Here is a 25,642-nt window from a genome sequence, read left to right on the forward strand (position 1 = left end):
GACGCGCGCGCCGCCGGGCGTTACAGAGCGCACAGGAAACCGCGATGCCCCGCTACAAGCTCACCATCGAATATGACGGCACCCCCTTCGTCGGCTGGCAGATCCAGGCGGCGGGGGAGAGCGTGCAGGGCGTGCTGGCCCGGGCGGTGACACGCTTTTCCGGCGAGGAGGCCGCCGTGCACGGCGCCGGGCGCACCGATGCCGGCGTCCACGCCACCGGGCAGGTCGCCCATGTCGAGCTTGCCCGCGACTGGCCGCCCGACACGGTGCGCGACGCCATGAACGCTCATCTGCGCCCGCACCCGGTCGCGGTGCTGGCCGCCGAGCGGGCGGAGGGCGATTTTCACGCCCGCTTCTCCGCGACCGGGCGGCGCTATCTCTACCGCATCATCGCCCGCCGGCCCGATCTCGTGCTGGAGCGCAACCGGGCGTGGCGGGTGCTGCGCCCGCTCGACGCGAAGGCGATGGCGGAAGGCGCCGCGCGTCTCATCGGGCGGCACGACTTCACCACCTTCCGCGCCATCGGCTGCCAGGCCGCCTCGCCGGTGAAGACGCTCGACCGGCTGGAGGTGGAAACCGTGCCGCTGGAAGGGCCGGGCATGGAGATTCGCGTACACGCGCAGGCGCGCTCCTTCCTGCACCATCAGGTCCGCTCCATGGTCGGCACGCTGGTGAAGGTCGGCGAGGGGGCATGGACGCCGGACGATGTGAGCGCCGCGCTGGAAGCCGCCGACCGCACGCGCTGCGGCCCGATGGCGCCCTCGGCGGGGCTCTATCTGGCGGAAGTCACCTATTGAGGCGGTGCCCGATCGGGCGTCATCCCGGCCGGAGCGCAGCGCAGAGCCGGGATCGCTACCCGACGTCAACGCGATCCCGGATCGCCGCAAGCGGCGTCCGGGATGACAAAGCCAATTCCCGGCCCGCCGCAGAAATCACCCCCGCGCCAGCGTCTCCAGGAAGCGCACGGCCTGCCCCTGCGCGGGGGTCGTCAGCTCGCCCTCCCACATCACCTTCCGCCCGCGGATGAGCGTGCCGACCGGCCAGCCGGTCACCTCCACCCCGTCATAGGGGGTCCAGCCGGGCTTGGAGGCGATCCATGAATTGCGGATTGTCTCGCGCCGCTTGAGGTCGACGATCGTGAAGTCGGCGTCATAGCCGACCGCGATGCGGCCCTTGGTGGCGATGTTGAAGATGCGCGCCGGGCCGGCGCTGGCGAGGTCGACGAAGCGCTCCAGCGTCAACCTTCCGGCATTCACATGGTCCAGCATCATCGGCACCAGCGTCTGCACGCCGGTCATGCCCGAGGGGCTGGCGGGATAGGGCTTGGCCTTTTCCTCCAGCGTGTGCGGGGCGTGGTCGGAGCCGAGCACGTCGACCACGCCCTCGGCAAGCCCGCGCCACAGCGCGTCGCGGTGGCGGGCGGCGCGCACCGGCGGGTTCATCTGCACCAGCGAGCCGTGCGTGCCGTACCAGCCCGCGTCCATGGTGAGGTGGTGCGGCGTCACCTCGACGGTCGCGACGTCCTTCTGGGCGCGCAGATATTCCATCTCCTCCTGAGAGGTGATGTGCAGCACATGCACGCGCTTGCCCTCGTCGCGGGCGAGGTTGACGAGGCGCATGGTGGCAGTGAGCGCGGCGATCTCGTCGCGCCACACCGGGTGCGAGGAAGCGTCGCCCGGCACGCGCAGGCCCTTGCGCTCCTCGAGGCGCGGCTCGTCCTCGCAATGGAAGGCGGCGCGGCGGCGGATGACCTTGAGAATGGCGCGCACGCCGGGATCGTCGGCCACCAGCAGCGAGCCGGTGGAAGAGCCGATGAACACTTTCACCCCCGGCACGCCGGGCAGCATTTCGAGTTCGGGCAGGTCCTTCACATTGTCATGCGTGCCGCCGACGAAGAAGGCGAAGTCGCAATGCATGCGGCCGCGCGCGCGGGACAGCTTGTCTTCCAGCGCCTCGGCGGAAGTGGTGAGCGGACTGGTGTTGGGCATCTCGAACACGGCGGTCACGCCGCCCATCACGGCGGCGCGGGACCCCGATTCAAGGTCCTCCTTGTGCTCCAGCCCGGGCTCGCGGAAATGCACCTGGGTATCGATGACGCCGGGCAGGAGGTGCAGCCCGGTGCAGTCGACCGTCTCGCCGGCCTGCGACGCGTCGAAGCTGCCGATGCCGGCGATGCTCCCGTCGCGGATGCCGACATCGCGGGCGCCGGTGCCGTCCTGGTTCACCACCGTGCCGCCCTTGAGGAGAAGATCGAACGTCTGCGCCATATGCTGTCCTCCGCCGGGTGCCCAGAGCGCCGCGCCGCCGCCGCGCGGGCCCGCTCTTACGCCATATGGAGCGCGAGGCAAGCGGTCACAGCCATCGCCGTGCCATCGGCGCGATCAGGCCACCGTGATCCGCACCCGCACCATTGTGCCGCGCCCGGCCGCCGCGTTGCCGCCGAGTTCGACCGGCTCACTGCCCTGCCCGCCGAGCTGGGCCGCCAGCCCCTGGATGATGCGCCAGCCCAGCCCGCGCGCGCGGCCGAGATCGAGGTCCGCCGGCAGGCCGCGCCCGTCATCGGCAATGACGATGTCATAGAGGCCCGGCCCGGCGGGCGTGATGGTAAGGGCGATGGCGCCGGCCTGCCCGGCCTCGAAGGCGTGCTTGAGCGAATTGGTGACGATCTCGGCGACCAGCATGGACAGGGTAGTGAGCTGGGTCACGTTGAGCGGCAGGTCGGGCGAGGCGACGGTGCAGGCGATGCCGCTCGCGCCCGAGGCTTCGACGAGATCGCCGCACAGCTCGCGCAGATATTGCGCGGTCGGCAGGTCGAGCCGCTCCGGCGCGTAGAGCCGGCGGTGGATGCGCGCGATGGTGTCGAGCCGCCCGCGCGCCTCGTCGAGCGCGCAGACCGCCAGCGCGGGATCGTTCTCGACCTTGCGCTTCTGAAGCGTCAGCAGCGCGGCGACGAACTGCATGTTGTTCGCCACGCGGTGCTGCAATTCCTGGAACATGGTCCGCTGGCACTCGTAGAGCCGCGCCGTCGTCTCCTTCTCCGCCCGCAGCCGGTCGGCGGCGCTGAAGGTGAAGTGAATCAGCACGATGTCGATCGAGGCGATGGCGACGAAGAAGCCGAGCGCCAGCAGCGACTGCCCGGTCATCTGCATGTCGGAGGCCGGGCTGATGAAGAAGTACCAGGCGGCGGCGGTGGACAGCACCGCGCAGGTGATGCCGGGCCGCAGCCCGCAGAAGAAGGTGGAGAGGATCACCACCGGGAAGAAGGTGAGGAAGGGAAAGCCGGGCGGCAGCACATCGTCGACCGCGAAACGCAGGGCGAGCGCGGCGGCGAACATCGCCACGCCCACCGCGTCGGCAAGCCAGGCGTGCCGGCGCAGCGGCTCGGCCGCGCGCACCAGCCGCCAGAAAGGTGAGACGTCGAGCGTTTCGGACCGAGGGGCAGCCGTCGCCGTCTCGGCGGGCGTGATGCCGGCAGAGCCCGCCGTACCCGGGCGGAAGGCCGTCTCCCTACCCATGGCGCGGCATCGCCGCCGTGGCGTGACATCCGGTCCGGCCCGGTCCCGGCTCGCGCCGGGCCTCATCGGACGCGCCGGCCGGCACACGGCAAGGGTGGCCGCTCCACGCCCTCGTGGCGGTCGCACGCATGACAAGAACTCCAAACCGCCGGGCACCCACCCGCTTGCAAATGTGCCTCGTTGTAGGCGGGTCGTCACGCGTGATCTGTCCGCTTGTGAACATTTGGCCGCCTGCCGCGTTGGAACCGCGCAAACGGGAGGATGGCATGGGGTTTCAGGGCAAGGGCGAGCGTGCGCAGGCCGCACCGGCCGACGACACGTCGTCGGGCGGCAACAATCTACTGGGCGCCCTGCGGCCCTCGGATTTCGGGCTGCTGCGCGCCCATCTGCGCCGCTTCGACCGGGCGGCCGGCTCGGTGCTGTACGAGCCCGGCGACGACGTGCGCAACGTCTATTTCCCCTGCGGCCAGGCGCTGGTCTCCTTCATGGTGCCGCTGGAGGACGGGCGGCAGGTGGAGATCACCACCATCGGGCGCGAGGGTGCGGTGGGTGGCATCGTCAGCCAGGGCCGGCTGCCGGCCTTCGCCCGCGCCGTGGTGCAGGTCAGCGGGCCGCTGCTGCGCCTCGACTGCGCCGAACTCGACCGCGCCAAGGCCGCCTCGCCGCCGCTGCGCAACCTCTTCGCGCGCTACGCCGACTGCCTGCTGGCGCAGGTGTTCCAGTCGGTCGCCTGCAACGCCACCCACGACATCGAGCAGCGCACCGCCAAATGGCTGCTGGCCGCCTTCGACCGTACCGGCGAGGAGGACCTGCGCCTCACCCAGGAGCAGCTCGCGGCGATGATGGGGGTCGGGCGCTCCTATATCAGCCGGGTCATCCGCCAGATGCAGGAGGCCGGCGCCGTCGAGCCGCGCCGCGGACGGCTGCGGATCCGCGACGGCGAGCGGCTGGGCGCCATCAGCTGCGGCTGCCACCGGTCGGTGCGCCGGCATTTCGACGACGTGCTGAGCGGCGTCTATCCCAATGGCAACGAGGTCGCCGGCCATGGCGCGATCGTGACCAACGGCCCCGCCTTCCGCCCCTAGGCGCGCGACTTGCGGCCCTCAGGCGAGGCCGGGGAACAGCGACCTGAGGCTGGCCACCAGCATCTCCATGGCGATGGCGGCGAGCACCATGCCCATCAGGCGCTTGGTGACGCTCATCACCGTCGGCGAGAGGATGTGGGCGAGGTAGGGCGCGCTGATCAGCGTGGCGGCGAGCAGGATCAGGAAGGTCGCCAGGCCCGCGCCGAGCGCGAGATAGCCGCCGGCGCCGTGGGCTTCGTGGGAATAGACGATCAGCGCCGAGATGGTGCCCGGCCCGAGCAGGATCGGAATCGCCATCGGATAGAAGGCGACGTTGCTGGCGGTGTTGAAGGTGGCCTTCTCCTCGCCCGAGCCGCCATGGGTGGCGCTCTCGCCGCCATGCAGCATGGACAGCGCGATCAGCAGCACGATGAGCCCGCCGGCGAGACGGAAATGGTCCACGTCGAGGCCGAAGAAGCCGAGGATGGCACTGCCGGCAACCACCGAGACAAGGCTGCCGACCGACACCGTGGCCACGACGAGGATGCCGGTGCGGCGCTGCTCGCTCTGGCTCATGTCGGAGGTCAGCGACAGGAAGATCGGCAGGTTGGCGATCGGGTTCATGATGGCGAAAAGGGCGGCGAAGACCTTGGCCGCGAAGGCGAAATCCATTCTCTCCCGATCTCCCCATATGGCGGCGGGCGCCGTGCCCGCTCCCCCGATGCAGTTGTAGCAGGATCGGCGGGGGCGTGAACGGTGCGCGCGCAAATAGCGCGCGTGCGGCGCCGCGCGCGCATGGCTCGGCTGCCGCTGCGGGCCTTGTGCGGCGCGCGCGGGCATGGCAAGCCGCGCCCATGGCCAGCGACATCAGCGACACGACCGATATGTCCGTTTCCGCCCTTCCGCCCCTCGCGCCGTCCTTCGCCGCGCTCGCCCCGCGCTACGATCTGGTGCTGTGCGACGTCTGGGGCGTGCTGCACAATGGCGTGGTCGGCTCGCAGGCGGCCGCCGAGGCGCTGGTGCGCACCCGCGCCGGCGGGGCGAGCGTCATCCTCGTCTCCAACGCCCCCCGCGAGCCGGAAGGGGTGGCGCGCATCCTCGACGGCTTTGGCATTCCGCGCGCCGCCTATGACGCCATCGTCACCTCCGGCATGGTGACGAACGCGCTGCTGGCGAAGCGTCCGGGCGTGCGCATGTGGCATCTCGGCCCCGAGCGCGATCTCGGCATCTATGAGGGGCTCGACCTGACGCTGACCGGGCTCGACGAGGCCGAGCTGATCGTCTGTACCGGCCTGTTCGACGACACGGTGGAGACGCCGGCGCATTATGCCGACACGCTCAAGGCGGCGCGGGCGCGGGCGCTGCCCTTCATCTGCGCCAATCCCGATATCGTGGTGGAGCGCGGCGGCGACCTGATCTGGTGCGCCGGCGCCATCGCCGAGGCCTATGCGGAACTCGGCGGCGAGGTGGTGTTCTGCGGCAAGCCGCACCGGCCCATCTACGAGACCGCCTTCGCCACGGCGGAGAAGCTGCGCGGGGCGCCGGTGGCGCCGTCGCGCGCGCTCGCCATCGGCGACGCGCTGCGCACGGATCTGGCCGGCGCGCTGGGGGTCGGCATCGACTGCCTGTTCGTGGCGGCCGGCATCCATGCCGGCGAGCTGGGCCTCGAACACGGCGCCGACGTCGATCCGGCCGCGCTGGCCCGCCTGCTGGAAGACGGCCCCGGCCGCCCGGCGGCGGTGACGACGCGCCTCGCCTGGTGAGCGATAACCCCGATTGACGGCGCGCCGGACCGGCGTCACTTAATCGGGCGTGCTGGCCCTCCGGCGTCCGCTTCTCCCGCCGGCGTCGCCGGCGGTCACTCGTCCCAGCGTCCCGTGTCCGGTGACATGACCCACGCCGCCTCCTCTTCCCCGTCCTTCACCGTGCTGCGCAATGGCGACGCGCTGCCCCCCGCGCTGGCCCGGCCGGTCGTCGCCATCGGCAATTTCGACGGCGTGCATCGCGGCCACCGGGCGGTCATCTCCATCGCCGTCGCGCGGGCCCGCGCGCTCGGCCGCCCGGCGCTGGCGGTGACCTTCGAGCCGCATCCGCGCGCCTTCTTCCGCCCCTCCGAGCCGATCTTCCGCCTCACCCCCGAACCGCTGAAGCTCAGGCGTCTCGCCGAGACCGGGCTCGACGGCGCGGCGGTGCTGGCCTTCGACGCCACCCTCGCCGCCAAGGACGCCGAGAGCTTCGTCGCCGACATACTGGTCGGCCGGCTCGACGTCTCCATGGTGGTGGCCGGCTACGACTTCCATTTCGGCAAGGGGCGCGGCGGCTCGCCGATCTTTCTACGCGAGGCGGGCCTGCGCCATGGCTTCGCGGTGGAGATCGTGCCGCCGCTGCTCGACGAGGGGGCGCAGGTCTCCTCCAGCGTGATCCGCGCCGCGCTGGCGCAGGGCCGGGTCGAGCAGGCCGCCCACATGCTGGGCGCTCCCTTCGAGATCGAGGCGGAGGTGATCCACGGCGACAAGCGCGGGCGCGAACTCGGCTATCCCACCGCCAATATGCGGCTCGACCCGGCGGTGACGCTCGCCCATGGCATCTACGCGGTGACGGTGGAGATCGACGGCGTGCGCCACAAGGGCGTGGCGAGTTTCGGCCGCCGCCCGACCTTCGACGACGGCGCGCCGCGTCTGGAGACCTTCATCTTCGACTGGCACGGCGACCTCTACGGGCGCGTGCTGCCCGTCGCCCTCCACGCCTGGCTGCGCCCGGAGCTGAAATTCGACGGCATCGACGCGCTGATCGCGCAGATGGACATCGACAGCGCGAATGCGCGGGCCGCGCTCGACTGAGCATCGTCGCCGTCATCCCCCTCATCCGTCGGCGAGCGATCCCGGATCGGTCCTGCGGACCGTCCGGGATGACGGTATGCGCCCCTCCCTTGCACGCGCCCGGCGCTGCGCTTAAACCGGGCGCGAGCGAAGGAGCGCGTGATGACGAGCCGCAACAGCGATGGTCGCAACGACAACGGGGCTGCCGGGGACACGGCGGCCGAGGGCGCCGCGCACGATTATTCGTCGACCCTGTTCCTGCCGCAGACCGAGTTCCCCATGCGCGCGGGCCTGCCGCAGCGCGAGCCGGAGCTGCTGGCGCGCTGGGAGCGCATCGACCTCTACGGCCAGCAGCGCAAGGCCGGTGCCGGGCGCCCGCGCTTCGTGCTGCATGACGGCCCGCCCTATGCCAATGGCAACATCCATATCGGCCATGCGCTCAACAAGATCCTGAAGGACGTGGTGGTGCGCTCGCAAGGCGCTCTAGGCCACGATTCCAACTATGTGCCGGGCTGGGACTGCCACGGCCTGCCGATCGAGTGGAAGATCGAGGAGCAGTACCGCGCCAAGGGCAAGAACAAGGACGAGGTGCCGGTCGTCGAATTCCGCCAGGAATGCCGGACCTTCGCGGAGGGCTGGGTCGACGTGCAGCGCGCCGAGTTCAAGCGGCTCGGCGTCGAGGGCGACTGGTCGCATCCCTATCTGACGATGAGCTTCGACGCGGAAGCGCAGATCGCCCGCGAGATCATCAAGTTCGCCTCGAACGGCCTGCTCTATCGTGGCTCCAAGCCGGTGATGTGGTCGGTGGTCGAGCGCACCGCGCTCGCCGAGGCCGAGGTCGAGTATCACGACCACCAGTCGACCACGATCTATGTGAAGTTCCCCGTCACCGGCTACCGCAAGAGCGCGGCCACCGCCGGCGGGCTGCCCAAGGGGCTGGAGCCGGCCGACGAGGCCGCCGACATCCACCTGTTCCCCTCCTATGAGGGCGCCTCCATCGTCATCTGGACGACCACGCCCTGGACCATCCCCGGCAACCGCGCCATCGCCTTCTCGCCGGACGTGACCTATGCGGTCTACGAGGTGACGCAGGCCCCCCACGACAACTGGGCGAAGGTCGGCGAGCACTTCATCATCGCCGACAAGCTGGCCGAGGAGGTCTTCAAGGCCGCCCGCGTCACGGCTTACGAGCGCCACAAGGAGGTGGATCCGACGCACCTTGTCTGCGCGCACCCGCTGGCCGGCGCCGAGGGCGCCAAGGGCTATTACGACTTCCCCGTGCCCGTGGTGGCCGGCGACTTCGTGACCGACGACACCGGCACCGGCTTCGTGCACATGGCGCCGGGCCACGGCGCCGACGACTTCAACCTGTTCATCGCCGAGAAGCTCGGCGAGGTGCCGCACACGGTCGGCCCGGACGGGCGCTATTACGACCATGTGCCGCTCTTCGCCGGCGCCCGCGTCATGGACGACAAGGGCAAGGATGGCGACGCCAACGACGTGGTGATCAAGGCGCTTCAGGCCGCCGACAGGATCATCGCGCGCGGCCGGCTGAAGCATCAGTACCCGCATAGCTGGCGCTCCAAGGCGCCGGTCATCTTCCGCAACACGCCGCAATGGTTCATCGCGATGGACAAGGACATTGCGGCGGGCGACGGCTCGGCGACGAAGGGTGACACGCTGCGCGCCCGCGCGCTCGGGGGCATCGCCGGGGTGCAGTGGGTGCCGGCCTCGGGCCAGAACCGCATCAACGGCATGATCGAGAACCGGCCGGACTGGGTGGTCTCGCGCCAGCGCGCCTGGGGCGTGCCGATCGCCGTCTTCGTGCGCGACACCGGCGACGGCAATGTCGAGATCCTGCGCGACGAGGCGGTCAATGCGCGCATCGCCGCCGCCTTCGAGGCCGAGGGCGCCGACGCCTGGTACAAGGAGGGCGCGAGCGCCCGCTTCCTCGGCAACGATTACGACCCGGCCGAGTGGCGCAAGATCGACGACATTCTCGACGTCTGGTTCGATTCGGGCTCCACCCATGCCTTCACGCTGGAGGTGCGCGAGGACCTGAAGGCCAACCGCGCCTTTTCCGGCGGGCCGGACCGGGTGATGTATCTGGAAGGCTCGGACCAGCACCGCGGCTGGTTCCACTCCTCGCTGCTGGAGAGCTGCGGCACCCGTGGGCGCCCGCCCTATGACGTGGTGCTGACCCACGGCTTCGTGCTCGACGAGCAGGGCCGCAAGATGTCGAAGTCGATCGGCAACGTGGTGGCCCCGCAGGAGGTCATCAAGTCGTCCGGCGCCGACATTCTGCGCCTGTGGGTGTGCGCCTCCGACTATTCCGACGATCTGCGCATCGGGCCGGAAATCCTCAAGACCACGGTCGAGACCTATCGCAAGCTGCGCAACACGCTGCGCTGGCTGCTGGGCAGCCTGCACCATTACCGCGAGGCCGAGCGCATCGCCTTCGCCGACATGCCGGCGCTGGAGCGCATGGTGCTGCACCGCCTCGCCGAACTCGACGTGACCGTGCGCCAGGCCTATGCCGGCTTCGACTTCAAGCGGGTGAACGCGGCGCTGACCGCCTTCATGACCAGCGAGCTGTCGGCCTTCTATTTCGACGTGCGCAAGGACGCGCTGTACTGCGACCCGATCTCCTCGGTGACGCGCCGGGCCTGCCTGACCGTGCTCGACGAGGTGTTCGCGCGCCTCGTCGTGTGGCTGGCGCCGATCCTGCCCTTCACGGCGGAGGAGACCTGGCTCGCCCGCTTTCCCTCCGAGACCGGCTCGGTGCATCTCGCCACCTTCCCCGACACGCCGGCGAAGTGGCGCGACGAGACGCTGGCCGACGAGTGGCGCAAGATCCGGCAGGTACGGCGCGTGGTGCTCGGCGCGCTGGAGGTGGAGCGCGCCGCCAAGCGCATCGGCTCCAGCCTCGAAGCGGCGCCGGTGATCCATGTGAGCGACCCGAACCTGTTCGCGGCGGTGAGCGCGGTGGATCTGGCCGAGGTCTGCATCACCTCCGACGCCCATCTGATGCCGGACGAGGGCCCGGCGGGCGCCTTCCGCCTTCCCGATGTGCCGGGTGTCGCGGTGGTGCCGGCGCGCGCCGCCGGCGAGAAATGCGCCCGCTCGTGGAAGATCTCGCCGCTGGTCGGCACCGATCCGGAATATCCTGATGTGACCCCGCGCGACGCGAGGGCGCTGCGCGAACTCGCCGCCGCCCGCCGGGCGGCCGAGTGAGCTGCGACGGATGCGATCATCCGATCCCACCGTCATCCCGGAACGGCTGCGAGGCCGTCTCCGGGAGCGTGCGCCTTTTCTCCACGCGATCCCGGATCGGTCCGGCGGACCGTCCGGGATGACGGCTTGCGAAGGGGTGTCATGAAGATCCGCCTTTACGGCCCGCTCACCCTTTACGGCGGACTGTTCGCGCTTGCCGCGCTCGTCATTGACCAGGGCTCCAAGCTCGCCGTGCTGCATGGCGTCGATTTCGGCGACAGCGGCATGGTGACGGTGCTGCCCTTCCTCGATCTCGTGCGGATCTGGAACACCGGCATCAGCTACGGCCTGTTCTCGCAGGGGCTCGACGGCTGGTGGCTGCTGGGCGGCTTCAAGCTGGTGGCGGCGGCGTTCTTCTGGCTCTGGCTCGCCCGTGTCGACCGGCGCATCGAGGCGGTCGCACTGGGCCTGCTGATCGGCGGGGCGCTGGGCAACGCGGTCGACCGCCTCGCCTATGGCGCGGTGTTCGACTTCGTGTCGCTGCACGCCTTCGGCTTCTACTGGTACGTGTTCAACCTGTCCGACGTCGCCATTGTTGCCGGGGTGGGCCTGCTTTTGTATGATTCATTTTTGGGCGGCGCCGCAAAATAGCCGCCCTGAAATGAGATCGGAGCTTCCGCCCGCTTGAGCGGAGCCCGTCGGAGTGGCGTTTCGCCGCCCGCAGGGCCGTTCCGCAGGAGACGACCGGATGATGAGAACACCTCTCCCGACCCGCGCCGCGATCCTCGCCGGCGCCGCGCTGTGCAGTGTCGCCCTCGCCATCGGGCCGGCCTCGGCGCAGGAAGACGTCAACCTGACCGGCCAGATCCTTACCGGCCTCGGTCTGGTGGCCCCGCCGCCGCCGGAGATCGACTATCGCGAGCGCGCCCCGCTGGTGGTGCCCCCGACCGGCGACGTGCTGCCGCCGCCGCGCGACGCCTCCTCCATCTCGCAGAACCCGGCCTGGCCAAAGGACCACGACGCGGTTGCCCGCGAGAAGGCGGCCGCGACCCAGGTGGTCGACATGCGTACCCTGAAGGACAAGGCCTCGCGCACCCTCACCCCGGCCGAGCTGGAGCGTGGCGCGAAGGGCGGCGGCTATAACCCCGGCGCCCGCACCAGCGAGCGCAAGAACGACGACAACCGCCTGTCCCTCAACCAGCTCGAGTTCTTCGGCTGGGGCAACAAGAAGGACACGGGGTTGAAGTTCGAGGGCGAGCCGGAGCGCGAGGCGCTGATCCAGCCGCCGCCGGGCTACCAGACCCCCGCCCCGAATGCCGCCTATGGCGTGGTGGCGGACCGGGCCGAGGAGAAGGAGTGGCAGCTCCGGAGCTGGTTCGACCGGACGCAGTCGAACAAGTGAGCCTGCGCTGCCGGGCTCTCTGTCCCGGCGCACCGGCCTGACGTGCCATCCGGGTACGGCCTTGCCGGCGTTCTGCCGGCGGCTCGGAGTGCGGCTTAACGTCCTGTAATGTCTCACTTCGCGGTGATAGGGCCTCGCCGCGCTTCGCATCTGGCCCGCCGCATCGTTACAGTACGCCCGTATGTTCCGCCCGCGCCGTCCGATCCCGGCGACGCGTAATCGACGCCCCGGCCCCGCACTCCCGGGCGGACGCCGAAACGGATGCCGCTGTGACTGGAAGATTCATGCCCGCTCTGATGCTTATTGCCGGTACCGCCGCCGGTGCCGCCGGTCTTGCCACCGCGGTCGCGCCCTCGCGGGCCGAGGCCACCGAGGTCGCCGAGTTCACGCTCGACAACGGCATGCAGGTCGTGGTCGTGCCCGACCACCGCGCCCCTGTCGTCACGCACATGGTGTGGTACCGCGTCGGCTCGGCCGACGAGCAGGCGGGCAAGTCCGGCATCGCCCATTTCCTCGAACACCTGATGTTCAAGGGCACCGCCACGCACCCGGCGGGCGAGTTCTCGCAGGTCGTGGCCAAGCTCGGCGGCCAGGAGAACGCCTTCACCTCGCAGGACTACACCGCCTATTTCCAGCGCGTGGCCAAGCAGAACCTCGCCACCGTGATGGGCTTCGAGGCCGACCGCATGACCGGGCTGGTGCTCACCGACGAGGTGGTGCTGCCCGAGCGCGACGTGGTGCTGGAAGAGCGCCGCATGCGCACCGACAACGACCCCGCCGCGCAGCTCTCCGAGGCGGCGCAGGCGGCGATGTATGTCAACCATCCCTACGGCCACCCGATCATCGGCTGGGAAGACGAGATCAAGCAGCTCAACCGCGAGGACGCGCTGGCCTTCTACCGCCGCTTCTACACGCCGAACAACGCGATCCTCGTGGTCGCCGGCGATGTCGAGCCGGAGGAGGTGAGGAAGCTGGCGCAGGAGACCTACGGCAAGGTGAAGCCGCGCGCCGAGACCGCCGCGCGCGTGCGCCCCGCCGAACCCGCGCCCCGCGCCGAGCGCCGCCTCGTGCTGGCGGATGCCCGCGTCGGCCAGCCGAGCCTGTCGCGCAGCTATCTCGTGCCCTCCTACCGCACCGACCCGAAGGAGAGCGTCGCGCTCGACGTGCTCGCCCAGGTTCTCGGCGGCGGCTCGACCTCGCGGCTCTACCGCACGCTGGTCGCCCAGAAGGGCGTCGCCGCCAGCGCCGGCGCCTGGTACCAGTCGACCGCGCTCGACGACACCCGCTTCGGCATCTCGGTGACGCCGCGCCCGCAGGTGACGATGGAGGCGCTGGAGGCCGCGCTCGACGAGGTTCTCGCCGACTTCGCCGCCAACGGCCCGGAGCCGGCCGATCTTGAGCGCGCCAAGACCCGTCTGGTCGCCGAGGCGATCTACGCCCAGGACAATCAGGCGACGCTGGCCCGCATCTACGGCGCCGCCCTCGCCACCGGCTCGACCGCCGAGGACGTGCGAATCTGGCCCGACCTCGTGAAGAAGGTCACCGCCGACGAGGTGCGCGAGGCCGCCCGCCGCTGGCTCGTGCCGGCGCGCGCCGTCACCAGCCAACTTCTCCCGGCCAAGCCGGTTCCGGCCGCGGCCGCACCGGACGCCACCACGCGCCCGGAGGACCGCTCGTGAGCGGCGGACCGCGCTTGAAGCGGCCGTCCGGCCCGTCCCGCCCTCTTCTTTCCCTCGTCGCCCGACCTTTTGCCGCCCGTCCTCTTGCTCTCCGTCCTCTTGCCGTTCTGGCCACGCTCATGACCCTCGCCCTCGCGCCGACCTCACCCGCCCAGTCCGAGACCACGCGCATCCAGCGCGTCGTCAGCCCCGGCGGTATCGAGGCGTGGCTGGTCCACGACACCACCCTGCCGCTGGTGGCGATGGAGGTCGCCTTCCTTGGCGGCGCGGCGCAGGACCCCGCCGACCGGCCGGGCGTCGCCAGCCTCACCTCGTCGCTGCTGGACGAGGGCGCCGGCGCTCTCGACGCCACCGCCTTCCAGGACCGGCTGGCCGAGAAGGCGATCGAGCTGCGCTTCGACGCCTCGCGCGACATGGTGGGCGGCTCGCTGCGCACGCTGTCGGAGAATGTCGACGACGCGTTCGAGCTGATGCGCCTGTCCGTCACCGAGCCGCGCTTCGACGACGAGGCGGTCGAGCGCATCCGCCAGGCCCAGCTCGCCGCGCTGCGGCGCCGGCAGAACGACCCGTCCTCGCTCGCCAGCCTCAACTGGTCGGCCCGCGCCTTTCCGGGCCATCCCTATGGCCGCCCGGTCTCCGGCACGCTGGAGAGCGTCGCCGCCATCACCCGCGACGATCTGAAGAGCTTCGTCGGGCGCAATCTGGCGCGCGATAACCTCAAGATCGCGGTGGTCGGCGACATCACCGCCGACAAGCTCGGCGCGGCGCTCGACGCCATGTTCGGCGCGCTGCCGGCGAAGGCCCAGCTCACCCCGGTTCCCGATGTGGTGCCGCAGGGCCTCGGCAGCGAGGTCGTGCAGCAGATTGACGTGCCGCAGACCTCGATGGTGTTCGGCGGCATCGGCCTCAAGCGCGACGACAAGGACTTCATCCCGGCCTTCGTGCTCAACCACATGCTCGGCGGCTCGGCCTTCTCCTCGCGCCTGTTCAAGGAAGTGCGCGAGAAGCGCGGCCTCGCCTATTCGGTCTACAGCCACCTCGCCCCGCTCGACCATGCGGCGCTGATCCTTGGCGGCACCGCGACCAAGAACGACCGCGCCGCCGAATCCATTGAGCTGATCCGCGCCGAATATGCCCGCCTGCTGACGCAGGGGCCGAGCGAGGAGGAACTGGCGGACGCCAAGAGCTACCTGATCGGCTCCTTCGCGCTGCGCTTCGACAGCTCGGCCAAGGTTGCCTCGCAGCTCCTGCAGATCCAGATCGACAATCTCGGCATCGACTATATCGACGTGCGCAACGATCTGGTGGCGGCGGTGACGCTGGAGGACATCAGGCGCGTGGCCGCGCGGCTGAACGAGCACCCGGCCCTGTTGTTCAGCCTGGTCGGCAAGCCGACCGGACTTTCCGCCGGCAATGGCGGCTGAAGGCCGGGCCTTCCGGCGGGGCGTCGCGGGCGATCGCAACGCCCCATGTTCCCTGTTGCCGATCGCCTGCTATAAGAGCGTCCTGGAATTTTACGGGAATTTCACTGCCAGAGGGCAATCTGGCGGTGAAAACTGGCTCGCCGGCGCATGGGGATGGGCGCGGCGGCGCATCCAGCCGCGGGCTCGGGAGTTGCGTAATGGGTATCGGGGACGTGTGGAACGGGACTGAAAGCCATGCCGGGCGGCGCCAGCGGAGGCGCGCTCTTGCCGTCGTTCCGGCGCTCGCCCTGCTGCTGGCCGGCTGCGCCGGCGCCGGTGTCGACGGCGGCAACGGCAATGAGGGCCCGATGGGCACGGGCAATGCCGGCGGCCAGGGCATCTTCGGCTCCTCGATGGAAACCACCACGGTGGCTGCGGGGACCGGCGGTTCGGCCACCGACGGCCCGAATGCCGGCCCGGCCGCCAGCGAGTTCACCTGCCCGCCGATCCAGGTGCGCGGCGGGGCGGCGGCGTGGCAGGTGACGGACCCGAAGGACGGGCGCGTGCGCTACCAGGCGACGCTCGGCCAGTTCTCCCGCGAGTGCCACTTCACCTCGCCCGACATGACCATGCGCATCGGCATCCAGGGCCGCGTGCTGCTGGGGCCGAGCGGCGGCCCGGGCAAGCTGACGGTGCCGATCCGCCTCGCCGTGGTCGAGGAGGGGCCGGCCCCGAAATCGGTTTGGACCAAGTTCTACGCCGTGCCGGTGGAAGTCGGCTCCGGGGTGATGCAGGTCGATTTCGGCCTCGTCGCCGACGACGTGACCTTCCCGCGCCCGACCCCGCAGGCCACCGAGCGCTACATCGTCTATGTCGGCTTCGATCCGCAGGGCGCCGAGGAGAAGCCGCAGCGCCAGCAGAAGCCGCCCGCGCAGGCCCGCCCGCGCCCGCAGGCAACCCAGCCGGCTCCGCAGGCGACCCAGCAGCAGGCGCCGAAGCCCCGCCAGACCCAGACGGCGGCCCCCGCGCCCGCCGCTGCGACGCCGGCCCCGCGCGCGGCCACGGCCGCCCCCACTCCGGCCGTGCAGGCGGCCCCCGCGACGCCCGCCCCGACGGCGCCCGCCGCCGCGCCCTCGGTGGTGCGCAGCCAGCCGGTGCCGGCGCCGGACGATGGCCAGACGCAGTGGATCGGCGCGCCGGCGCCCACGACGGGCACCTTCTCGCAATAGCGCGATCGCCCCTGAGCCGCGGAGGCGCCGGCGCGGCGCCTCACGCCTCGTCGAAATGGCCCCGGCGGATGCGCCGCACCACGGCCCAGATGGTCAGCGCCACCACCGGCACGGCGAGCGCCGTGGTGACGCCGACATCGTAATGCACCCCGGCCGCCTCGGCCTTGGCGTGCAGCCCTTCCAGCGCATAGTGCAGCAGGCTGATCACGTAATAGGAGATCGCCGCGACCGAGAGGCCCTCGACGGTCTGCTGGAGGCGCAGCTGCATGCGCGCGCGGGCGTTCATGCTGCTGAGCAGGTCGCGGTTCTGCTGCTCCAGCTCGACGTCGACCCGGGTGCGCAGAAGGTTGGCGGCGCTGGTGAGCTTGACCGAGAGATTGGCCTGGCGCTGCTCGATGGCCTGGCAGGTCCGCATGGCCGGCTGAAGCCGGCGCAGCAGGAACTGCTGCCATGTCGGGTAGCCGGAGATCGGCCGCTCGCCGATGGTCCGCAGGCGCGCCGAGACGATCTCTTCATAGGCGCGCGTCGCGCCGAAGCGGAACAGCGAGGCGGCAGCGTCGGCCTCCAGCTGCGCGGCGAGGGCGGTCAGCGCGTCCAGCAGCCGGTTGTTGGCGGCCAGCCCCTCGGTCTCGCGCATCTGCTCGGTGAGCGAGGACAGCTCGGTCTCGCTATGGGCGACGGTCGGCGCGAGGCGCTGGGCTTCCGGCAGGCCGAGCAGGGCGAGGGTGCGGTAGGTCTCGACTTCCAGCACCCGCTGCACCAGCGCGCCGGCGGCGTCCGGCGTCATGCCGCGGTCGCGCACCAGGATACGCACGAAGCCGGAAGGGTCCGGCTGGAAGTCGGTGGCGATCTCGGCGAAGCCGTCCTCGACATCCGAGCGGGCGAGGCTGGTGCGGTCGAACAGCCGGTCGAGCGGCAGCGCGTCGGCGGTGTCGGTGACGAGGTGCAGGTCGGCGGCGACCAGCAGGGGCCCCGGCTGCGGCACCTGGCCCAATATGTCGGCGAGGCTGGCGGAGGACGGTTGGAACGGCAGGCCGCCCTCCACCACGTCCTCGGCCGGCAGTTCCCAGGTATAGGTGGTGAATTCGGCGTGGCGCTCCCAGCGCAGCACGGCGCCGCCGAAGGCGACCCGGTGCTGCTTGGCGTCGCGCGCGGGCTCGGGCTGGCCGCGCGCCGCGCACAGGGCGGCGAAGGCGGCGCGGTCGGCCAGCGCCTGTCCGCGATCGACGAGGAAGGCGACGTGCAGGATGCGCGCGGGCGTCGACACCGCCACGAAGGGGCGCGCGTGCAGCTCGGCGAGGACCGGCGCCCGCAGCGGATGGTCGTAGAAGGCCCTCCCGGGCTGGGCGCTCTGTTTGCCAGTCACAGGTCTTCTCCCTCAGCGCCGCCCGGCCGAAACCTGCCGCGGCGACGGAACTCCGCGCGGCCGAGTCGGTTGCATGATGGCGGTGCGCTGGCAAGACCCTGGTGCCAAGGTGCCGTTTCGGGCCAGGCGGGCTGCAACCGGGTCGGAAAGATGACAGCCGAGTGTTGCCCCTGAGCATCAGCGGGCCGACAAAGCTGGAACGATTTAGAATCTGTTTGCAAGGGTCGAGGGCCCAGAGCATGAAGTTAGATGGTCATTTCGGGGTTTGTGACATGAAATTCTCGCGGGTCTGGGCCGTTTGCCTCACCGTCATTGCCGTGCTCGCCGTCGCCTTCACTGCCCCGGCTCAGGCGCAGTCCTCCAAGTCGCAGCCGCCGCGCGTCTACCTCCTGCGTGGCCTCGCCAACATCTTCTCGCTTGGCATGGACGACCTCGCCGCCAAGCTGAACGCGCGCGGCATCCAGGCGAGCGTGCACTCCTATGTCGACTGGGAGGCGCTCAGCAATTACGCCGTCGAGCAGGCCGCCAACGGCAAGCGCCCGACCCCGGTCGTCATCATCGGCCATTCGCTCGGCGCCGACGCGGCGGTCTATATGGGCAACAAGGTGAGCGGCGCCGGCGTGCCGGTTCCGCTGGTCGTGACCTTCGATCCCGTCAACATGACCACGGCCTCGGCCAAGATTGGCAAGGTGGTCAACTATTTCCAGTCCGGCGGCTCGGGTAAGCCGGTCTCCGGCCCGCGCGTCCAGAATGTCGACCTCACCGGCTCGGGCGAGCTCAGCCATTTCAACATCGAGAAGGCCGGCGAGCTGCATCAGCGCGTGATCGCCATGATCCAGCGCCCGGCGCCCCGCCCGGTCGCTGCCAAGCCGAAGCCCAAGCCGGTCGACGCCACCGTCGAGACGGCCCCGGCCGCCGCTCCCACCGCGACCCCGGCCTCGGCGCCCGCCGCCGCGCCGGCCGCGACCCCGGCGCCGGCTTCCTCCAGCTCTGCGGCGCCTGCCGCCGCCCCGGCCGGCACCGAGACCGCCGCCGCGGCGAACGCGGTCGTCACCACCCCGACGGCCGGGACCGGCACCTCCAACTGAGCGCGCGCTGCCGGACCAGCGTCCGGCGCCGTCCCCGGGACGAAATGAAGGCGCGGAACCTCACGGTTGCCGCGCCTTTCTCTTGTGTCGGGTCTCTTGTGCCGGGTCGATCCCGTGCCGGGTCAGGCCGCGACGACCGAGAACACCACGAAAGTGTGCATGTCGCCGTCCTCGTCGCGCAGCGAGACATATTCGCCCGGCACGAAGGCGTGGTCGCCGAAGCGGTAGCCGGTTTCGTCGTCCTCGCTGGCACCCGCCTCGTAGTCGAACACCCAGCTCGCCCCGGCGACGCCGCCGGCGCGATGCACCAGAAAGCCGTTCTCCGGCGCGTCATTGCCCCAGAAGCGGGTGACGGTGGTCTTCGCGCGCACCGCCTTCCACGCCTCGGCGTCGATGCGGCCCTCGGCATCGAGCGGGGCCAGGAACTCGTAGCCGTGGCGGGCGCTGCCGTCGGGAAAGTCCTTGGAGCGGGCCAGATGCAGCCGGATGCGCTGGAGCTCGGGGGTGGCGACCGAAGCGTCGGCCCGGGCGGGGGCGTCGTTCATGGACTTCTCCTTGGCGTTGGGGCCGGCGCCCGCGGGCACGGCCGGTCGGGAAGGCGTAGAAGCCTGAGGTGCGCACTGCCTTGATCCGGCGCAAGGCCCCGCCGGGCGGGAAGCCCGCCGCCATTGCCTCAGTATGACGAATTCGCCCTTGGTCTAGTTTTTTTACCATAGGAAGGCGCCACGCTTTTCCCTAGAATGGATCGAAGCAAGAGACGTCGCCAAGAAACGTGACCACGAAACGTCGCCACGAAGCGTCATCGGGTCTCAAGGAGGAACGCCATGTCCGGTCTCGTCATGCCGGCGCCGAACGCCGACCTGCTCGCGCGCCGCGCCCAGATCGTCGCGGACCTGCGCGCCATCGTGCCGGGCGAGGGCGTCATCGACACCGAGACCGAGATGCGCCCCTTCGAGAGCGACGGCGTCACCGCCTATCGCCAGCTTCCCCTCGTCGTGGTGTTGCCCTCGACCACCGAGCAGGTCTCGAAGGTACTGGCCTATGCCAATGCCAACGCCATTCCGGTGGTGCCGCGCGGGGCGGGCACGTCGCTGTCGGGCGGTGCGCTCCCGCTGGAAGACGGCATCCTGCTCGGCATGGGCAAGTTCAACCGCATCCTCGACATCGATTTCGAGAACCGCGCCGTCGTCACCCAGCCGGGCGTGACCAATCTCGGCATCACCACGGCGGTGGCGCATAACGGCTTCTATTACGCGCCCGACCCCTCCTCGCAGATCGCCTGCACCATCGGCGGCAATGTCGGCGAGAATTCGGGCGGCGTTCACTGCCTGAAATACGGCCTCACCACCAACAACGTGCTCGGCGTCGAGATGGTGCTGATCACCGGCGAGATCATCCGCCTGGGCGGCAAGCACCTCGATTCCGGCGGGCTGGACCTGCTCGGCCTCATCGTCGGCTCGGAGGGGCTGCTCGGCGTGGTGACGGAAGTCACCGTGCGCATCCTCAAGAAGCCGGAGACGGCGCGCGCCGTGCTGCTCGGCTTCCCCTCCTCGGAGGCGGCGGGCGCCTGCGTCGCCGCCATCATCGCCGCCGGCATCATTCCGGGCGGCATGGAGATGATGGACCGCATGATGGTCCACGCCGCCGAGGCGTTCCTCGGCGCCGGCTATCCGCTCGACGTCGAGGCGCTGCTGATCGTCGAACTAGACGGGCCGGAGGCGGAGGTGAACCACCTGATCGAGCGCGTCGCCGAGATCGGCAACGGGCTCGGCTGCATGACGCTGCGCGCTTCCACCAGCGAGGAGGAGCGCGTTGCCTTCTGGGCCGGCCGCAAGGCCGCCTTCCCGGCGGTGGGGCGCATCTCGCCGGACTATCTGTGCATGGACGGCACCATCCCGCGCAAAGCGCTGCCGGAGGTACTGAACCGCATGGAGCAGATGTCGGAGAAATACGGCCTGCGCTGTGGCAACGTCTTCCACGCCGGCGACGGCAATTTGCACCCGCTGATCTGCTACGACGCCAACAAGCCGGGTGAGCTGGAGAAGGCGGAAGCCTTCGGCGCCGACATCCTGCTGCTCTGCGTCGAGGTCGGCGGCGTGCTGACCGGCGAGCACGGCGTCGGCGTGGAGAAGCGCGACCTCATGCCCTCCATGTTCAACGAGATCGACCTCGCCCATCAGCAGCGGCTGAAATGCGCCTTCGACCCGGACGCGCTGCTCAACCCCGGCAAGGTGTTCCCGGTGCTGCACCGCTGCGCCGAGCTCGGGCGCATGCACGTGTCGGGCGGCAAGCTGGCCTTCCCGGACATTCCGCGGTTCTGATGCGCGCCCGCACCCCTTCAGCGTCGTCATCCCGAACGGGGCGCGCCAGCGCGCCGAGCCGGGATCGTCTGCGGGCTAGCGATCCCCGATCAACGCTGCGCGTCCTCCGGAATGAGCGGGAGGGGATGAGCCGGCGATGACGACTCTCCTCGTCAGGAACGCCACGGTGCTCGTCACCATGGACGGCGCCCGCCGCGAGATCACCGGCGGCGGGCTGTTCGCGCGCGACGGCCTCATCGAGCAGGTCGGGCCTTCCGAAAGCCTGCCGGCCAGCGCCGATACGGTGCTCGACCTTTCCGGCCATGTGGTGCTGCCGGGCCTCGTCAACGCCCATCACCATCTCGACCAGACGCTGACCCGCAACCTGCCGGCGGCGCAGAACATCAACCTGTTTCGCTGGCTGCGGGCGCATTACCGGCTGTGGGCGGCGCGCACGCCGGAGGCCTCGCGCACCGCGACGCTGGTCGGCCTCGCCGAACTCGCCTTGTCCGGCTGCACCACTTGCTTCGACCACGCCTATGTGTTCCGCAACGGCTGCAAGGTCGACGACCAGATCGCCGCCGCCCGCGAGATCGGGATGCGCTTCATGGTCTCGCGCGGGTCGATGTCGCTGGGCGAGAGCAAGGGCGGGCTGCCGCCGGACGATTGTGTCGAGGAGGAGGACGCCATCCTCGCCGACAGCGAGCGGGTGATCAACCGCTACCACGACGCCGCGCCCGGCTCCCTGATCCAGATCGCGCTGGCGCCCTGTTCGCCCTTCTCGGTGACGCCGGGGCTGATGCGCGATTCTGCCACCCTCGCCCGGGCGAAGGGTGTGCGGCTGCACACCCATCTCGCCGAAACCGTCGACGAGGAGCGCTTCACGCTGGCACGCTTCGGCAAGCGCCCCGTGGCCTATATGGACGAGCTCGGCTGGCTCGGTGACGACGTGTGGTTCGCCCATGCGGTGCACGTGAACGCGCACGAGATCGGCTGCTTCGCAGGCGCCGGGGTCGGCGTGTGCCACTGTCCCTCCTCCAATATGCGCCTCGCTTCCGGCATCGCCCCGGTGAAGGCCTATCGCCGCGCCGGGGTGAAGGTCGGGCTCGGGGTGGACGGCTCGGCCTCGAATGACGGCAACAATCTTCTCGCCGAGGCGCGGCAGGCCATGCTGCTCGCCCGGCTACAGATTTCGCTGCGCCCGCCGGAGGGGCCCGACACCGACCTCTCCACCTCCGACCCCTCGCGCGCTGCCGAATGGATGACCGCCCGCGAGGCGCTGGAACTGGCCACGCTTGGCGGCGCCGCGGTGCTCGGGCGCACCGATATCGGCGCGCTGGAGCCCGGCAAATGCGCCGACTTCTTCGCCCTGCGGCTCGACGACGTCGCCTTTGCTGGCGGCCTGTCGGACCCGGTGGCCGCCGCTTTGTTCTGCACGCCCGGCCGCGCCGCCTGGACCGTCGTTCACGGCCGCCCGGTGGTGGCGGCGGGCGAGATCGTCACCATCGATTTGCCGGCGGTCGTCGCCGAGCACAACAAGCATGCCGCGCGGCTCGCCGCGCTTTCGGGAGGTGCCTGAAATGAGCGAGAGGCTGTGTCCGCGCGACGAGGCCGAACTGGTCGAGGTCGTGCGCTGGGCGGTATCCCACGAGCGTACGCTGGACGTGGCTGGCGCCGGCTCGAAGGCCGCGCTCGGCCGTCACATCCAGACCGACCACACGCTCGAACTGAAGGCACTGACCGGCGTCACCCTCTACGAGCCCGAAGAGCTGGTTCTCAGCGCGAAGGCCGGCACGCCGGTGGCCGAGATCGAGGCGCTGATCGCCGCCTCCAACCAGATGATGGCCTTCGAGCCGATGGATTTTGGCCCGCTGCTGGGCGTGGCGCCCGGCGCCGGCACGCTGGGCGGGCTGATGGCCACCAATCTCGCCGGTCCGCGCCGGCCGAGCGCCGGGGCCGCGCGCGACCATGCGCTCGGCGTGCGCGCCGTGTCGGGGCGCGGCGAGGCGTTCAAGGCCGGCGGCCGCGTGGTGAAGAACGTCACCGGCTACGACCTGCCGCGCGGGCTCGCCGGCTCCTACGGCACCTTTGCCGCCTTCACCGAGCTGACCATCAAGGTGCTGCCGCGCCCGGAGACGGTGGAGACGCTGCTCGTCCTCGGCCTCGACGACGCGGCGGCGGCGGGCGTCATGAGCGCGGCGGTCGGCTCCTATTACGACGTGTCCGGCGCCGCCCATCTGCCGGCGGAGATCGCCGCGCGCATTCCCGCCGTCGCGGGGGAGGGCGGTGCCGTCACGGCGCTGCGGCTGGAGGGCGTGAAGCCCTCCATCGTGCACCGGCGCGGCAAGCTGGAGGAGATCCTGCGCGCCCGGGGCGCGCTCTCCTTCCTCGGTGAAGCGGAATCGCTCGCCTTCTGGCGCGCGGTGCGCGACGTGGCGCCCTTCGCGCTCCCCGAGGGCGGCAATATCGACACCGCCCGCGCGGTCTGGCGCGTCTCGGTGGCGCCGATGGCGGGCGCGCAGGTCGGTGCGGCGCTGCGCGAGTTGGGCGCCGCCAGCTTCTACGACTGGGCCGGCGGCCTCGTCTGGATCGAAATGGCGGACGCCGAGTCGCACACCGCGCTTGTGCGCGCGGCCGTAGCCCACGCCGGCGGCGGTCACGCCACGCTGATGCGCGCGGCGGCTCCGGTGCGCGCGGCCGAGGAGGTGTTCGAGCCGCTCGACGCCATTACCGGCGCGCTGATCCGGCGCATGAAGAGCGGTTTCGATCCCGGGCGGGTGCTGAGCCCCGGGCGCATGTATGCGGGAGTGTGAGCGATGCAGACCAATTTCTCCCTGGCGCAGCTCGCCGACCCGCAGACGGCAAGGTCGGAACAGGTTCTCCGCGCGTGCGTCCATTGCGGCTTCTGCACCGCCACCTGCCCGACCTATGTGCTGCTGGGCGACGAGCTGGATTCGCCGCGCGGGCGCATCTACCTGATCAAGGAGATGCTGGAGAACGACCGCCCGGCCACGGTCGAGGTCGCCAAGCATGTCGACCGCTGCCTGTCCTGCCTGTCCTGCATGTCGACCTGTCCGTCCGGCGTGCACTACATGCACCTGATCGACCACGCGCGCGATCACGTCGAGAAGACCTATAAGCGCCCGCTGGCCGACCGGCTGACCCGGGCGCTGCTCGCCCGCGTGCTGCCGAGCCGGGCGCTGTTCCGCCTCGCCATTGGCGGCGCCATGCTGGCGCGGCCCTTCGCCGGGCTGTTCGAGGCGATTCCCGGGATGAAGCCCATCGCCGCCATGCTGCGGCTGGCGCCCGCGCGCCCCGCCACCCGCTCGGCCAGCGAGAGCGTGCGCCGCTTCGCGCCCGAGGGCGCCCGCCGCGCCCGCGTCGCCTTGCTCGACGGCTGCGCCCAGCCGGTGCTGCGCCCGGAGATCGACGAGGCGGCGATTCGCCTGCTCACCCGCATGGGGGTGGAGATCGTGCGCCCGGTCGGCGGCGGCTGCTGCGGCTCGCTCACCCATCACATGGGCAAGGAGGAGCCCGCGCTCGCCAATGCCCGCGCCAATGTCGACGCCTGGTGGCGCGAGATCGAGGGCGAGGGGCTGGACGCCATCATCGTCACCACCTCGGGCTGCGGCACCACCATCAAGGATTACGGCCACATGCTGCGCACCGACCCGGCCTATGCCGAGCGGGCGGCCAGGGTGTCGGCGCTGGCCCGGGACGTCAGCGAGTTCCTCGCCGAGCGCGAGCTTCCCGTGCCGGTGATCCCGGCCGGCATCCGCGTCGCCTATCATTCGGCCTGCTCGCTGCAGCACGGCCAGCGCGTGCGCACCGCGCCCAAGACCCTGCTGGCGGGCGTCGGCTTCACCGTGCTGGAGCCGGCGGAAGGCCATCTGTGCTGCGGCTCGGCCGGCACCTACAACATCCTCCAGCCGGAGATCGCGGGGAGGCTGCGCGAGCGCAAGGTCGCCAATATCGAGCGGACGCTGCCGCAGGTGGTCGCCGCCGGTAATATCGGCTGCATGACGCAGATCGGCGGCGGCACCGCCCTGCCGGTGGTGCACACGGTCGAACTGCTCGACTGGGCGACCGGCGGGCCGAGCCCGGCGGGGCTGGAGCGCCTGCCCTTCGCCGTCGCGGCGGAATGAGGCGCGGCGGAAGACGAGGTATGGGAGAAGCCGGATGATCGCCGTCCTCTTCGAGGTGTGGCCGGCCGAGGGCGAGCGCCAGCATTATCTGGACCTTGCCGCCGCGCTGAAGGCCGACCTCGAGGGACGCGACGGCTTCATCTCGGTCGAGCGCTTCGAGAGCCTCAACGAGCCGGGCAAGCTGCTCTCGCTTTCCATCTGGCGCGACGAGGAGGCGGTGCGCGCCTGGCGCGGCCTCGACACCCATCGCGCGGCACAGGCCAAGGGACGCGGCGGCGTGTTCGCCGATTACCGGCTGCGGGTGGCCAGCATCCTGCGTGACTACGGGATGGACGCGCGGGACGAAGCCCCGGAGGACAGCCGCGCGACGCATCCCGTCCGCGACTGATGCGGCGACATGCCGGCGCGTGGCTGGCTAT

Annotated in this window: 21 protein-coding genes; 16 read left to right on the forward strand and 5 right to left on the reverse strand. The window is 70.7% G+C overall.

What is annotated here, in order from left to right:
* Positions 1-44 precede the first annotated feature (44 nt).
* A complete protein-coding gene (gene truA, locus GBB76_RS13205; protein ID WP_152303731.1) occupies positions 45-797 on the forward strand; it encodes a tRNA pseudouridine(38-40) synthase TruA in 753 nt (250 codons plus the stop codon).
* 135 nt (positions 798-932) lie between these two features.
* On the opposite strand, the gene GBB76_RS13210 is transcribed toward truA, so the two are convergent.
* Complete coding sequence (locus GBB76_RS13210) at positions 933-2,267, reverse strand: dihydroorotase (RefSeq protein ID WP_152303732.1); 1,335 nt, start codon at positions 2,265-2,267, stop codon at positions 933-935.
* Positions 2,268-2,381: 114 nt separating this feature from the next.
* A complete protein-coding gene (locus GBB76_RS13215) occupies positions 2,382-3,515 on the reverse strand; it encodes a sensor histidine kinase (RefSeq protein WP_152303733.1) in 1,134 nt (377 codons plus the stop codon).
* Between the two features lie 266 nt (positions 3,516-3,781).
* Between GBB76_RS13215 and GBB76_RS13220 the strand changes: the two genes are divergently transcribed.
* Positions 3,782-4,600 (forward strand): Crp/Fnr family transcriptional regulator, encoded by an 819-nt coding sequence (locus GBB76_RS13220; protein WP_152303734.1) that lies wholly within the window; start codon positions 3,782-3,784, stop codon positions 4,598-4,600.
* 18 nt (positions 4,601-4,618) lie between these two features.
* On the opposite strand, the gene GBB76_RS13225 is transcribed toward GBB76_RS13220, so the two are convergent.
* The gene (locus GBB76_RS13225) at positions 4,619-5,251 is read right to left on the reverse strand and encodes a MarC family protein (RefSeq protein ID WP_152303735.1); all 633 of its coding nucleotides are present in this window, start codon (positions 5,249-5,251) and stop codon (positions 4,619-4,621) included.
* Positions 5,252-5,433: 182 nt separating this feature from the next.
* Between GBB76_RS13225 and GBB76_RS13230 the strand changes: the two genes are divergently transcribed.
* The 8 genes from GBB76_RS13230 (at position 5,434) to GBB76_RS13265 (ending at position 16,324) form a co-directional block, all read left to right on the forward strand.
* Positions 5,434-6,342 carry a TIGR01459 family HAD-type hydrolase gene (locus GBB76_RS13230; protein WP_246668916.1) on the forward strand — a complete coding sequence of 303 codons (909 nt, stop codon included), beginning with the start codon at positions 5,434-5,436 and terminating at the stop codon, positions 6,340-6,342.
* A 126-nt stretch (positions 6,343-6,468) separates the two neighbouring features.
* Positions 6,469-7,419: a bifunctional riboflavin kinase/FAD synthetase gene (locus tag GBB76_RS13235; protein WP_152303736.1), complete on the forward strand. Its 951-nt coding sequence runs from the start codon at positions 6,469-6,471 to the stop codon at positions 7,417-7,419.
* 141 nt (positions 7,420-7,560) lie between these two features.
* Positions 7,561-10,632: an isoleucine--tRNA ligase gene (gene ileS / locus GBB76_RS13240; RefSeq protein WP_152303737.1), complete on the forward strand. Its 3,072-nt coding sequence runs from the start codon at positions 7,561-7,563 to the stop codon at positions 10,630-10,632.
* 141 nt (positions 10,633-10,773) lie between these two features.
* The gene (gene lspA, locus GBB76_RS13245) at positions 10,774-11,262 is read left to right on the forward strand and encodes a signal peptidase II (RefSeq protein ID WP_152303738.1); all 489 of its coding nucleotides are present in this window, start codon (positions 10,774-10,776) and stop codon (positions 11,260-11,262) included.
* A 100-nt stretch (positions 11,263-11,362) separates the two neighbouring features.
* Positions 11,363-12,013: a hypothetical protein gene (locus GBB76_RS13250; RefSeq protein ID WP_246668917.1), complete on the forward strand. Its 651-nt coding sequence runs from the start codon at positions 11,363-11,365 to the stop codon at positions 12,011-12,013.
* Positions 12,014-12,297: 284 nt separating this feature from the next.
* Positions 12,298-13,692 carry a pitrilysin family protein gene (locus tag GBB76_RS13255; RefSeq protein ID WP_152303740.1) on the forward strand — a complete coding sequence of 465 codons (1,395 nt, stop codon included), beginning with the start codon at positions 12,298-12,300 and terminating at the stop codon, positions 13,690-13,692.
* Between the two features lie 119 nt (positions 13,693-13,811).
* A complete protein-coding gene (locus GBB76_RS13260) occupies positions 13,812-15,116 on the forward strand; it encodes a pitrilysin family protein (protein WP_246668918.1) in 1,305 nt (434 codons plus the stop codon).
* A gap of 197 nt (positions 15,117-15,313) precedes the next feature.
* Positions 15,314-16,324: a hypothetical protein gene (locus GBB76_RS13265; RefSeq protein ID WP_246668919.1), complete on the forward strand. Its 1,011-nt coding sequence runs from the start codon at positions 15,314-15,316 to the stop codon at positions 16,322-16,324.
* Between the two features lie 40 nt (positions 16,325-16,364).
* On the opposite strand, the gene GBB76_RS13270 is transcribed toward GBB76_RS13265, so the two are convergent.
* Positions 16,365-17,690: a DUF3422 family protein gene (locus tag GBB76_RS13270; RefSeq protein ID WP_152303741.1), complete on the reverse strand. Its 1,326-nt coding sequence runs from the start codon at positions 17,688-17,690 to the stop codon at positions 16,365-16,367.
* Positions 17,691-17,962: 272 nt separating this feature from the next.
* Here GBB76_RS13270 and GBB76_RS13275 point away from each other — a divergent pair, with 272 nt between their 5' ends.
* A complete protein-coding gene (locus GBB76_RS13275; protein WP_152303742.1) occupies positions 17,963-18,778 on the forward strand; it encodes a hypothetical protein in 816 nt (271 codons plus the stop codon).
* Between the two features lie 122 nt (positions 18,779-18,900).
* Here GBB76_RS13275 and GBB76_RS13280 read toward each other — a convergent pair whose 3' ends face one another.
* Positions 18,901-19,323 carry a hypothetical protein gene (locus GBB76_RS13280; protein WP_152303743.1) on the reverse strand — a complete coding sequence of 141 codons (423 nt, stop codon included), beginning with the start codon at positions 19,321-19,323 and terminating at the stop codon, positions 18,901-18,903.
* Between the two features lie 279 nt (positions 19,324-19,602).
* Here GBB76_RS13280 and GBB76_RS13285 point away from each other — a divergent pair, with 279 nt between their 5' ends.
* The 5 genes from GBB76_RS13285 to GBB76_RS13305 all read left to right on the forward strand — a co-directional run bounded on the left by GBB76_RS13285 (position 19,603) and on the right by GBB76_RS13305 (position 25,611).
* Complete coding sequence (locus GBB76_RS13285; RefSeq protein WP_152303744.1) at positions 19,603-21,099, forward strand: FAD-linked oxidase C-terminal domain-containing protein; 1,497 nt, start codon at positions 19,603-19,605, stop codon at positions 21,097-21,099.
* 136 nt (positions 21,100-21,235) lie between these two features.
* Positions 21,236-22,657 (forward strand): 8-oxoguanine deaminase, encoded by a 1,422-nt coding sequence (locus GBB76_RS13290; protein ID WP_152303745.1) that lies wholly within the window; start codon positions 21,236-21,238, stop codon positions 22,655-22,657.
* Position 22,658: 1 nt separating this feature from the next.
* On the forward strand, positions 22,659-23,891 hold the full coding sequence (locus tag GBB76_RS13295; protein WP_202911103.1) for an FAD-binding protein: 1,233 nt from the start codon (positions 22,659-22,661) through the stop codon (positions 23,889-23,891).
* Positions 23,892-23,894: 3 nt separating this feature from the next.
* Positions 23,895-25,223, forward strand: coding sequence for a glycolate oxidase subunit GlcF (gene glcF, locus GBB76_RS13300; RefSeq protein WP_152303747.1), 1,329 nt, complete (start codon positions 23,895-23,897; stop codon positions 25,221-25,223).
* Positions 25,224-25,257: 34 nt separating this feature from the next.
* Positions 25,258-25,611, forward strand: a complete 354-nt coding sequence (locus tag GBB76_RS13305) for an antibiotic biosynthesis monooxygenase (protein ID WP_152303748.1) — start codon at positions 25,258-25,260, stop codon at positions 25,609-25,611.
* The last annotated feature ends 31 nt before the right edge of the window (positions 25,612-25,642 follow it).

It is taken from the genome of Ancylobacter sp. TS-1 (assembly GCF_009223885.1).
Taxonomy (GTDB): domain Bacteria; phylum Pseudomonadota; class Alphaproteobacteria; order Rhizobiales; family Xanthobacteraceae; genus Ancylobacter.